At 70.0% G+C, this 11,622-nt stretch carries 10 protein-coding genes; 2 read left to right on the forward strand and 8 right to left on the reverse strand.

All coding sequences use genetic code 11. The features are described 5' to 3' along the window. Positions 1–12 precede the first annotated feature (12 nt). From mgtA to AC07YS_RS29515, 4 genes are all read right to left on the reverse strand, one after another. A complete protein-coding gene (gene mgtA, locus AC07YS_RS29500; RefSeq protein ID WP_495270066.1) occupies positions 13–2,778 on the reverse strand; it encodes a magnesium-translocating P-type ATPase in 2,766 nt (921 codons plus the stop codon). Between the two features lie 24 nt (positions 2,779–2,802). Then, complete coding sequence (locus AC07YS_RS29505; RefSeq protein WP_495270067.1) at positions 2,803–3,546, reverse strand: PA4824 family protein; 744 nt, start codon at positions 3,544–3,546, stop codon at positions 2,803–2,805. A gap of 215 nt (positions 3,547–3,761) precedes the next feature. Continuing rightward, complete coding sequence (locus AC07YS_RS29510; RefSeq protein ID WP_495270068.1) at positions 3,762–3,977, reverse strand: hypothetical protein; 216 nt, start codon at positions 3,975–3,977, stop codon at positions 3,762–3,764. A gap of 289 nt (positions 3,978–4,266) precedes the next feature. Beyond that, positions 4,267–4,545, reverse strand: coding sequence for a hypothetical protein (locus tag AC07YS_RS29515; protein ID WP_492685990.1), 279 nt, complete (start codon positions 4,543–4,545; stop codon positions 4,267–4,269). A 201-nt stretch (positions 4,546–4,746) separates the two neighbouring features. Between AC07YS_RS29515 and AC07YS_RS29520 the strand changes: the two genes are divergently transcribed. After that, positions 4,747–5,223: a low molecular weight protein-tyrosine-phosphatase gene (locus AC07YS_RS29520; protein ID WP_495270069.1), complete on the forward strand. Its 477-nt coding sequence runs from the start codon at positions 4,747–4,749 to the stop codon at positions 5,221–5,223. 15 nt (positions 5,224–5,238) lie between these two features. Here AC07YS_RS29520 and AC07YS_RS29525 read toward each other — a convergent pair whose 3' ends face one another. The 4 genes from AC07YS_RS29525 to AC07YS_RS29540 are packed head-to-tail and all read right to left on the reverse strand — an operon-like array spanning position 5,239 to position 10,512. Beyond that, positions 5,239–5,685, reverse strand: coding sequence for an acyl-CoA thioesterase (locus AC07YS_RS29525; RefSeq protein ID WP_495270070.1), 447 nt, complete (start codon positions 5,683–5,685; stop codon positions 5,239–5,241). Between the two features lie 20 nt (positions 5,686–5,705). Next, positions 5,706–6,698 (reverse strand): Bug family tripartite tricarboxylate transporter substrate binding protein, encoded by a 993-nt coding sequence (locus tag AC07YS_RS29530; protein ID WP_495270071.1) that lies wholly within the window; start codon positions 6,696–6,698, stop codon positions 5,706–5,708. 14 nt (positions 6,699–6,712) lie between these two features. After that, positions 6,713–8,335: an indolepyruvate oxidoreductase subunit beta family protein gene (locus tag AC07YS_RS29535; protein ID WP_495270072.1), complete on the reverse strand. Its 1,623-nt coding sequence runs from the start codon at positions 8,333–8,335 to the stop codon at positions 6,713–6,715. 17 nt (positions 8,336–8,352) lie between these two features. After that, the gene (locus tag AC07YS_RS29540) at positions 8,353–10,512 is read right to left on the reverse strand and encodes a thiamine pyrophosphate-dependent enzyme (protein WP_495270073.1); all 2,160 of its coding nucleotides are present in this window, start codon (positions 10,510–10,512) and stop codon (positions 8,353–8,355) included. 87 nt (positions 10,513–10,599) lie between these two features. Here AC07YS_RS29540 and AC07YS_RS29545 point away from each other — a divergent pair, with 87 nt between their 5' ends. Then, a complete protein-coding gene (locus AC07YS_RS29545; RefSeq protein ID WP_390345768.1) occupies positions 10,600–11,514 on the forward strand; it encodes a LysR family transcriptional regulator in 915 nt (304 codons plus the stop codon). Positions 11,515–11,622: the final 108 nt, after the last annotated feature.

Raw genomic sequence — 11,622 nt, forward strand, 5'->3', positions numbered from 1 at the left:
GTTCTTGTTGTCTTACTGCCAGCCGTATTTGCGTGCGTACCAGCCCTTCACGGCCTGCGTCAGCGTCGCGTAGCCGACCAGCATCAGCACCAGCCACGGGAAGTACGCGAGCGGCAGCGCCTGCAGCTTGAAGTAGTGCGCCAGCGGCCCCATCGGCAGCCAGATGCCCACGGCCGCAATGGCCGCGCCCATCGCCAGCAGCGGCCAGGCCGCGCGGCTTTGCAGGAACGGAATCTTGCGGGTCCGGATCAGGTGCACGATCAGCGTCTGCGACAGCAGGCCCTCGATGAACCAGCCCGACTGGAACAGCGTCTGGTGCTCCACCGAATTGGCTGCGAACACGAACCACATCACGGTGTAGGTCAGGATGTCGAACACCGAGCTCAGCGGCCCGAAGAACACCATGAAGCGGCCCAGGTCGGCCGGGTTCCAGCGCTGCGGCGTCTTCAGGAACTCCTCGTCCACGTTGTCGAACGGGATCGCGATCTGCGACACGTCGTACAGCAGGTTCTGCACCAGGAGGTGCAGCGGCAGCATCGGCAGGAAGGGCAGGAACGCACTGGCCACCAGCACCGAGAACACGTTGCCGAAGTTCGAGCTGGCCGTGATCTTGATGTACTTGAGCATGTTGGCGAAGGTGCGGCGGCCTTCGACCACGCCTTGCTCCAGCACCATCAGGCTCTTCTCGAGCAGGATGATGTCAGCCGATTCCTTGGCCACGTCCACCGCGCCGTCCACCGAGATGCCGATGTCGGCGGCGCGCAGCGCGGGCGCGTCGTTGATGCCGTCGCCCATGAAGCCGACCACATGGCCGTTGGCATGCAGCGCCTGCACGATGCGCTCCTTGTGCGCGGGCGTGAGCTTGGCGAACACCTGGCGCATTTCGACCACCTGCCGCAGCTCGGCCTCGTTCATGCGCTCGACCTCGTGGCCCAGCACCATGCGTCCGGCGTCGATGCCGACGTCCCCGCAGACCTTGCGCGTGACCAGCTCGTTGTCGCCGGTCAGCACCTTCACCGCCACGCCGTGCGCGGCCAGCGCCTGCAGCGCGGGCGCGGTCGATTCCTTCGGCGGATCGAGAAAGGCCACGTAGCCCAGCAGCGTGAGCCCGGCCTCGTCGGCCACGCCGTAGGCCGGCTTGCGCGCGTCGGCGTGCAGCGTGCGGCTGGCCACGGCCACCACGCGCAGGCCCTGGGCATTGAGCTCCGAGGCCACGCGGTGGATGCGCGCCATCACGTCGGCGTCGAGCGCGAGCACTTCGGCGCCGCGTTCGACCGAGGTGCACACCGACAGGATCTCTTCGAGTGCGCCCTTGCAGATCAGCAGGTGCTCGTCCTCGCCGTGCGCCACCACCACCGACATGCGGCGGCGCGAGAAGTCGAAGGGCACTTCGTCGACCTTGCGCCAGCTTGTCTGCAGCTGCGTGTCGAGCTGCACCTCGGCGTGGCTGAGCACGGCCTTGTCGAGCAGGTTCTTCAGCCCGGTCTGGTGAAAGCTGTTGAGGTAGGCCTGCTGCAGCACGTGGTCGGAGTCTTCGCCCCAGGCGTTGGTGTGGCGTTCGAGCACGATGCGGTCCTGCGTGAGCGTGCCGGTCTTGTCGGTGCACAGCACGTCCATCGCGCCGAAGTTGTGAATGGCTTCGAGCCGCTTCACGATCACCTTGCGGCGCGACATCACGACGGCGCCCTTGGCCAGCGTGGCCGTCACGATCATCGGCAGCATTTCGGGCGTGAGGCCTACCGCGATCGACAGCGCGAACAGCGCCGCCTCCCACCAGTCGCCCTTGGTCACGCCGTTGATCACCAGCACCAGCGGCGCCATCACCAGCATGAAGCGGATCAGCAGCCAGCTCACGCGGTTGATGCCGGCCTGGAAGGCGGTGGTGCCGCGGTCGGTCGCGCTCACGCGCTGGGCCAGCGCGCCGAAGAAGGTGCGCTCGCCCGTGTGCACGATCACCGCGGTGGCGGTGCCGCTGATCACGTTGGTGCCCATGAACAGCAGGTTGTCGCGCTCCAGCACGCCGGCCTGGTGGTCGGCCGCGGTGGCGGCGAACTTCTCCACCGGCATCGATTCGCCGGTGAGTGCCGACTGGCTGATGAACAGGTCCTTGGCCGAGAGCAGGCGCGCGTCGGCCGGGATCATGTCGCCGGCCGACAGCGCGATCACGTCGCCGGGCACGAGGTCGCGCATCGGCACTTCGATGCGTTGCGTGCCGGCGTGCGCGAGGTCGAAGCCGTCGTCACCGGCGCGGCCGGCCTTCTCGCCGGGCGCGGGGCGCAGCACCGTCGAGGTGTTGCTGACCATCGCCTTGAGCCGGTCGGCGGCCTTGTTGGAGCGCGACTCCTGCAGGAAGCGCAGCACGGTCGACAGCAGCACCATGCTGCCGATCACCACCGTGGCCTTCGTGTCCTCGGTGATGTACGAGACCAGCGCGAGCACCGTCAGCAGCAGGTTGAAGGGGTTGCGGTAGCACTGCCACAGGTGGTTCCACCACGGCAGCGGCTGCTCGTGGCGCACCTCGTTGCTGCCCAGCCGCTTGCGCAGCGCCAGTGCGTGCGCTTCGGTGAGGCCTTGCGACGAGCTGTTCATGCGCACCAGCACCTCGCCCGCGTCGGTGTGCGAGGCGGTGGCCAGCGCCTTGGCGATCTCGGGTGGCATCGCGGCCGAGCCGAGGCTGCTGGGCTTGGCGCTCAGCAGCGTCTGCCAGCGCTCGAAGTGGTGCCGCATGTGGCGGCTGCGCAGGAAGCTTTCGAAAAAGGACTTCAGGACGTTTTTCATTGTTCTTCTCCTGTGGGGGGGCGCTCAGCGAGCGAACGCCCAGGTGAGGCCCAGCGTCCAGCCGCGCGGGCCGTCGTGGCCCAGGTCGCGGGCATGGCTGAGATCGACGTTGACGGACGGCGTGGCCGTCCAGCGCAGGCCGGCGCGCAAGGCGTTGCGTCCGCCTTCGCGGAAGCGCTCGGCCACGAGCGACAGCGCGGGCAGGGCGGCCCATTCGAGCGCCGCGCCCGAGTGGCTGGTGCTCGGCTGCGCGCGATGGAAGTCGCGGCCCAGGTTCAGGTGGGCGCGCCAGGCGTCGTCGAACTGCCAGGTGACGGGGATCACCACGCTGCTGTCGGCCAGGCGCAGCGAGGCGTGGCCGGCATCACTGCGCTGCCACGTGGCCGAGGCGAGCACGCCGGTGCTCAGCGTGTCGGTGAGTGCAAAGGTCCATTTGATCTGCGGGCCGGCGCGCACGGTGCGGCCGTCGGCACCGCGCTCGCGTTCGAGGTTCAGGCCCAGCTCGACAGGGCCGACGCGGCAAGCCGGGCCGAGGTGCACGAGGCGCTGGCCAGCCCAGGTCTCGATCTGGCACTGGCCCGGATCGAGGATGGCGGCGTCGTCCACCGAATGGTGTCCGCCGGCGGCGTGGGTCTGCGTGGCGGCCAGGCCGCAGAGCGTGGCGAGCCAGGCGCGGCTTGGCGCGCGGCGGCGGAAGGTAAGAGGGCGGGCGTTGGAACGGGCGGCCGTGGCCGTCCGCACGACACGCCGCAGGCGTTCGCGGGTCATGGGTGTTTCTCCTTCGGGTGCGGCGCGCCGCGAAGGAAGGAAACGCCCGTGACGACGTGCTTACTCAGCAGTCAGCCGGCGGGGCTCCTCCGCAGCGCGGCAGGCTGCGAGGTGAATGGGGGATCGATCGGGCAGTGAAGGCGGCGCACAGCGGCGCAAGCAAGGGTCCGGGTCCATGAGGGCCTCCTGTTCTGTGGGGGTGGCAGGGGCGGGCTTCAGCGGCGTGTGGTGCCGTGGCCGGGTGGGTCGAGCAGCAGGAAGAAGCTGCGGATGCGGCGCGTGGTCCACAGCGCGGCGGCGCGGTCCAGGGCCTGCTCGTCGTCGACGTGCGGGGCCAGGTTCACACGCACAGGCGCACCGGCGTGCGCCGACGGGCGACCGTGCGACGGTTGCACCTGCGGATGCAACGGACGAATTTGAAACTGGCGCATGACAAGGCTCCTTCACGCTGAAGGGCCTCGCGCACGGACGCACGCAAGCTGACTGAAAAAGTCAGCGACGAAGAACAACGGGAATCGGTAGGGGGAGCCGCTTGCCCGAGGGGCAAGGGGTTCGCGCTGCGGACACGGCGGCCGCAAGCGCGGGAGCTGCCTGCGCTAGAGGGCCGGGGGTGTCACGCCTGCCGAGGCACGCGTCTTGTCACTGATCCAACTGGCACTGTCCACGCACGGGGCTCCGAAATGATGATTTCCGGATTGTTGCACCGCATCATTGGCAGCGTCAACCCTTGGCATGAAGCAACAGGCTGCGTCGGGGCTGCGTGACGTGGAGCTGGACCTCGTTCGCGCTGCGTTCGATAGGGGCCGGAAACCAGCGGAAGATGTTCGAGTCGCTGCGCCAGCCGTTGCTGAAGCGCACGAACAGGAAGCCCGAGATGGCATTGCCCAGGTCGTCCACCGGAATGCCCGCGGCGCGCAGGGCCTCGACCTCTTGCGCGGCGCTCATGTCGAAGGGAAGTTTCAGCGTGATGCTCGCGCTGTGAAGACTGGGTCGGGGCATCGTGACCTCCTTTGCACTGACCAAGGGCCGTAGTGAAGCGCAAGGAGGTGTGTCAGGCGATACCGAAGATATGGGAGCTGTCCATTGGAGAGAGGGGGTGCGATTCGCCCTCGCTCCCTCGTGGCATCCCCCGACCGGGGGATGCGGTGGGTAGGGTGGCCTATGCCGAATGCCTGTCCGCTGTGCCTATAGTCGACGCGCATGAAACCAAGCCCCCCCGCCATCCTGTTCGTGTGCACAGGGAACATCTGCCGCTCGCCGACCGCGCACGCATTGCTGCTTCACAAGGCGCAGCGCGCGGGCTTCGCGGTGGAGGTCGACAGCGCCGCCATCTCCGACGAGGAGCGCGGCAATCCGCCCGACCCGCGCTCGGTGGCCGAGGCCCTGCGGCGCGGCATCGCGATGCCCGCGCACCGCGCACGCCAGGTGCATGCGGCCGACTTCGAACGCTTCGACTGGCTCGTCGGCATGACGCAGCAGCACTGCGCCGCATTGCGCCGACGTGCGCCCGGCGATGCGGGGCGCAAGGTGCGCCTGCTCTCGGAGTTCGCCGATGCCATCGGCGGCGACGTGCCCGACCCGTGGTACGGCGGCCACCAGGCCTTCATCGAGGCCTTCGACCTGATCGACCTCGGCGTGGAAGGCCTGCTCGCGCAGCTGCGTCGCGACGCGGCCTGAACCTGCGTGCCTTGTTCAGCCCGCGCAGAGCGCGCGGATCGTCGGCGGAATCGGCACCGCGCGGATGCCGCCGCCTTCGCGCTTCGCGGCAAAGATCCGCACCTCTTCGCATTCGAGGATCAGGTCGTCGCCACGCGTCACGCGGTAGGTCTGCACGAAGCTCTTGTCGCGCCATTCGGTGATGCGCACCGCGATCTGCAGCGTGTCGCCGTAGCTGGCCGCCTTGACGAAGCGCGTGTGCGTGTCGACCAGCGGCGTGCCGATCACGCCGAGCGTCTGGGCCGTTTCCTCCCAGCGCGGCACGCCGCACTCGGCGAAGAAGTGGCGCGAAGCCGCGTCGATCCAGCGGAAGAAATTGGGAAACCAGACGATGCCGGCCGGGTCGCAGTCGCCGAACTCGACGCGTGCGGTGTAGACGACTTCCTTGCCGGGAGCGTCGGTGGGAGAGGGGGTGCTGCTCATCCGTCGATTGTCCCGGCTGCTCAGTCCGCCTTGATGCCGCGCTCGCGGATCAGCGCGCCGAAGCGTTGCGAATCGGCCGCCGCGCGGCGCTGGAAGTCGGCCGGCGTGCCTGGTGCCGGTTCTCCGCCGATGGCCGCGATGCGCTCCTTCACCGCCGGCAGCGCGAGCGCGCGGTTGATCTGCGTGTTGAGCTGCGCCACCACCTCGGGCGGCGTGCCGGCCGGGGCGTAGAAGCCGAACACCGTGTCGGCGTCGAAGCCGCGCAGGCCGGCCTCGTCGAGCGTGGGCACGTCGGGGAACTGCGACGAGCGGTGCGGGCTGCCCACGGCCAGCAGCTTGAGCTTGCCGGCGCGCACCTGGTTCAGGGCAATGCCGGGGTCGAAGGCGTAGTCGATCTGGCCGGCCAGCAGGTCCTGCAGGGCGGGCGCCGCGCCGCGGTAGGGCACGTGCAGCGCGAACAGGCCGGCCTGGCTCTTGAACATCTCGCCCGCCAGGTGCGGCGAGCTGCCGTTGCCCGGCGAGCCGTACGACAGCTTGCCGGGGTTGGCCTTGAGGTAGGCCATGAACGACTTCACGTCGGTCGGCGGCAGCGAAGGCCGCGTGACCAGGAACACCAGCACACGCGCGGCCGCGGCCACGGGCACCAGGTCCTTGGCGGGGTCGAAGCTCATGCGCGCATACAGGTGCGGGTTCACCGACACCATGCCGCCCGAGCTCATGAGCAGCGTGTAGCCGTCGGCCGCCGCGCGCGCCACGGCCTCGCCGCCGACGTTGCCGTTGGCACCGCCGCGGTTCTCGATCACCACGGGCTGCTTCAGCGCTTCCTGCAGCGGCTGCGAGACGGCGCGCGCGAGCTGGTCGGCCGCGCCGCCGGCCGGGAAGTTGACGATCACCTTGATGGGCTTGGAGGGCCAGGTGTCGGCGTGCACGGCGGGCGCGCACAGGGCGGTGCCGGCCAGGGCGAGCGCCAGCAACAGGCGGCGCGATGAAACGGGGGCGGAACGTGGGGTCATGGTTCTTTGTCTCCTCAGATCGTGGTCGTTGTCTTGGGCCGCTTCATCCAGCGGATGGGTTGCGCCTGCACCGGGCGCGGCGCGGCGCCGTGGCGCGTGAGCGCGGCGTCCAGCGCCTTGCCGCCTTCGTCGGCGAGCGCAGCCTCGCGTGCCGCCGCAATCGCCTCGGCGCGCGCGGCGGGCTGCAGCGTGGCGCGGCCCGCGAGCTCGTCGATCACGTGCAGCAGGTTGTGCTTGCCGCGTTCGTTGGTGCTGCCGTAGCCCTTGATGAGCCGGCCGCACAGCGCCAGCTCGCGGCCCAGCGCCCAGTGCGCGCGCGTGCCGGTCTCGACGGCGGCCAGCCAGCGCTCGATCAGCGCCTGCTCTTCGGCAAAGCGGCTGCCGCGCCGGCGCAGCCAGGTGAGCGAGGCCAGCAGCCGCAGCGAAGCCATGCCCAGCACCGAGTGGCTGCCCACCTGCAGCGGCAGCGCCCAGGGTGCAAGCCCGCGCGACTGGCGGGCGCGGTCCCAGGCGGTCACGCGGCGCGCGAGCGACGGCGGCAGCAGCGCCGCGAACTCGGGCGCGCCGGGCTTGAAGTGGTCGAAGACCTTCACGAGGTCGTCGTCGCCCGCGCGCACTTCCTGCCGCACGCGCTGTGCGCGGCTGGCGCGGCCCTTGAGCGCGGCCACGCGCACGATGTCGTCGAAGGCCATCCACAGCGCCAGCCAGCGCGCCATTTCGCGCGTGACCGCGAAGCCCTGCGCACCGGACGGATCGGCGGCGCGCTCGGCCTCGAGCACCCGCGCGAGGCGCTCGGCGTACAGCGCGGCGTAGGCGCCGTCCTGGTAGTCGCGCACCCGCGCATGGCCCAGCGTGAGCATGTCGTGCACGGCCGGCGGAAAGCGGCGCGCCACGTCGTCGGGCAGGGCCTGCGGCGGCGGGGGCGCGTCGCGCGTGTCGTCGCCGGCCAGCACGCCCTGCACGAAGGCGGCCTGGGCGCGCGGCGCGCGCACGGCCTCGAAGGCGGAGGCAAAGCCGCGCAGGCTGGCGGCGGCCATCTTGCCGAGCTTGTCGGGTGCGGCTTCGTCGCCGCCGCGCACCGCGCGTTCGTAGGCTTCGCGCGGGAACGGGAACAGGCCGCTGCCCGCGATCGCGCCCAGCATCACGGCGCTGACCACCGTGCCGGCCTCGCGTGCCATGGCGCCCATGTCGAGCACGTGGTGCTCGCGGCTGAAGGCCTTGACCACGTCCAGCAGGCGCTGTGCATCGGCGCGGCCGTCGCCGGGCACCATGCGCTCGGCCGTGGTGAGCACGCGCGCCGACGAGCTGATGACCAGCGTGCGCAGTGGCGCGCTCATGCCGTTGCCGATCTGGCGCGTGGTCTCCAGCAGCTCCGACGAGACGATCGCGTCGAGTGCGCCCGGCACCGGGCCCAGGCTGAACACCGGGCGCCGGCCGCCCAGCTGCGCCATCGGCACCGGGAACACTTCGAGGTAGTAGGTGGTGGCACCGGTGCGTTGCGCCACGCCGGGGATCGACGTGCTCTGCGCCGCGTAGCCCGCGTGCCGCGCGGCGTCGACCAGCCATTCGGTGAGCACGCCGCCGCCTTCGCCGCCGAGGGCGCACACGAGCAGGGTGGTGGGACGGTTCTGTTCCATGTCTCTGTTCTTTCTTCTCAGGCCGGGCGCAGGGCGCCGACGATCGCGCTGCGCAGGCCGTGCAGCAGGCGTTCGTGCCATTTCGGGTTCTGCACCACCTCGGCGCGGTAGAAGCTCGGGCACAGCGTGGCCGCGTGCGCGTTGGCGCCGCACAGGCCGCAGCCCACGCAGCCGTCGATGACCACGGCCACCGGGTCGACCTTCAGCGGATCGAGGTTGTCCTTGAGCGTGAGCGTGGGGCAGCCCGACAGGCGGATGCAGGCGTGGTCGCCGTTGCACACGTCCTCGTCGACGCCGTACTTCACGCGCACCACCCGTTTGCCCTTTTTGAGCAGGCCGGCGATCCACGGCTTGATGCGGCGCTGCCGCTCGAGCTGGCACTCGCCCTCGGCGATCACCACCTTCAGGCCGTTGAAGTCGCTCGTGAGCGCCTCGGTGAGCGTCTTGCGCATGCGCTCCACGTCGTAGGTGGTGACGGTGCGCATCCACTGCACGCCCAGGCCCTTCAGCGTGGCCTCGATGGTCTGGTTCTTGTCGACCAGGCTCTGTTGCTTGTCGACCGCGCGTTCCTTGATCTCGTCGTCGGGCGTGGAGATGATGTCCTGCGTGCCGGTGGCCGAGGTGTAGCCGTTCTTGAAGATCAGCAGCACCGCGTCGTCGTCGTTGAACAGCGCGCTCTGCACGCCGGTGAGCAGGCCGTTGTGCCAGAAGCCGCCGTCGCCCATGATCGACAGCGTGCGCCGGTTCATCATCGGCGCTACGCCCGCACGGCTGGCCAGGCTCATGCCGTAGCCGAGGATCGAGTGGCCCATCGAAAACGGCTCGAAGGTGCCGAAGGCATGGCAGCCGATGTCGGCCGCGATGTGCACCGGCCCGGTCTCCTGCTGCGCGAGCTTGAGGGCCGAGAACACCGGGCGCTCCGGGCAGCCCACGCAGAAGCTCGGCGGGCGGTTGGGCAGCGGCGCATCGAGCCGGCGCGCCACCGCCTCGCGGCGTTCGCGGTTGCCGGCCAGCCAGGCCTGCGCTGACGTGGCGGCCTCGCTCGCGCCGAGGTAGCGCTCGGCAAAGGCCGCGAGGCCCCCCGACAGCACCTCCACGCCGTACTCGCCGGCCTGCGGCAGCAGGTCCTTGCCGTGCAGCGGCGTTTGGATGTCGCGCCGGCGCAGCAGGGTGGCGATGTCCTGCTCGATGTACTCGGGCTGGCCTTCTTCCACCACCAGCACCGCGCGCTTGCCCACGCAGAAGTCGGCCACCTGCTCGGGCACCAGCGGGTAGGTCACGTTGAGCACCAGGATCGGGATGTCGGTGTCGCCGAAGGCATCGGCCAGGCCCTGCTGCTGCAGGCTGCGGATCAGCGCGTTGTACAGGCCGCCCTGCACCACGATGCCCAGGTCGGGATGGCGCCGGCCGGGCATCAGTTCGTTGAGGCCGTTGGCGATGATGTGGCGGCGCGCGGCCGGCATGCGTTCGTCGCCCTTGAGCTTCTCGTGGCGGAAGGTGACGGGCGGGTGCGCCAGGCGCATGTAGTCGAAGCCGGCGGGCTCGTCCATCAGCGCGCGTGTGGACACGGCGGGCGCGATGTTGTCCTTGCAGTCGAAGCTGCCGCGCACGTGGCAGGTGCGGATGCGCAGCTCCATCAGGCAGGGCATGTTCGAGGCCTCCGACAGCTGGAAACCCTGCTCGACCATGCGCACCATCACGCCCAGGTCGGGCCGCGGATCGAGCAGGCACATGCTCGACTTGAGCGCGTAGGCGTGCGTGCGCTCCTGGATCACGCTGGCGCCTTCGCCGTAGTCTTCGCCCACCACGATCAGCACGCCGCCGGTCACACCGGGCGACGACAGGTTGGACAGCGCGTCGGCCGCCACGTTGGTGCCGACGATCGACTTCCAGGTCACGGCGCCGCGCAGCGGGTAGTGGATGGACGCGCCGAGCATCGCCGCCGCCGAGGCCTCGTTGGAGCAGGCCTCGACGTGCACGCCCAGCTCGTCCATGTAGGCCTTGCCCTGCACCATCACGTCCAGAAGGTGCGACACCGGCGCGCCCTGGTAGCCGCCGACGTAGGCCACGCCCGATTGCAGCAGGCCCTTGGTGATCGCGAGGATGCCCTCGCCGTGGAAGGTGTCGCCCGCGCCCAGGCGCAGCATTTCCACTTCCTTGCTGAATGAAACTTCCATCGTGTCTCGTGCTTCTTGTCGTGGGGAGAACGCGGGAGTGTGGGCGGGCCTGCGTCATACTTCAATGCAATGAGCCAGCTATCGAATATGAATGGCGTGCATATCGACGCGGTCGATCTCAACCTGCTCCGGTTGTTCGACGCCGTCTACCGCACCCGCAACGTGAGCCGCGCCGCCGAGGCCCTGGGCCTCACGCAGCCGGCGGCCAGCCACGGCCTCACGCGGCTGCGCCTGCTGCTGGGCGACGCGCTGTTCACGCGCAGCCTCGGCGGCGTGGCGCCCACGCCGCGCGCCGAGCGGCTGGCGGTGCCCGTGCAGTCGGCGCTGGCCATGCTGCAGCAGGCGCTGGCCGAGCCCGAGCGCTTCGACCCGGCGGCCTCGCGCAAGCTCTTTCGCATCCACATGAGCGACATCGGCGAGGGCCGCTTTCTGCCCGCGCTGATGGCGCGGCTGCGCGAGCTGGCGCCGGGCGTGCGCGTGGAGACCATGCCGCTCGCGCCGGGCGAGATCGCCACCGCGCTGGACAGCGGCAGGGTCGACTTCGCCTTCGGCTTTTTGCCGCACGTGGAGGACACCCAGCGCACCCAGCTGCTGAAAGACCGCTACATCGTGCTGCTGCGCCACGACCACCCCTTCGTGAAGCGCCGACGCAGCGGCCAGGCGCTGCTCGCCGCGCTGCACGAGCTCGACTACGTGGCCGTGCGCACCCACGCCGACACGCTGCGCATCCTGCAACTGCTGAACCTCGAAGACCGGCTGCGCCTGACGACCGAGCACTTCATGGTGCTGCCGGCCATCGTGCGCGCCACCGACCTGGCGGTGGTGATGCCGCGCAACATCGCGCGCGGCTTCGCGGCCGAGGGCGGCTACGCCATCGTCGAGCCGCCGTTTCCGCTGCGCGACTTCACCGTGTCGCTGCACTGGAGCAAGCGCTTCGAGGCCGACCCGGGCAACCGGTGGCTCCGGCAGGTGATCGTGGCGTTGTTCTCGGAGCGCGGCTGACAGCGATCAGCGAACACCCGCAGCGCCCCTCGTGCCCAGGGCACTGGGTGCTTCCCGCAGCGAAATCAAGGAGGAGGGCGAAGCCCGGGGGACATTCGCGGAGGGAAG

Source organism: Variovorax sp. GW458-11-26-14-LB1, from assembly GCF_059423965.1.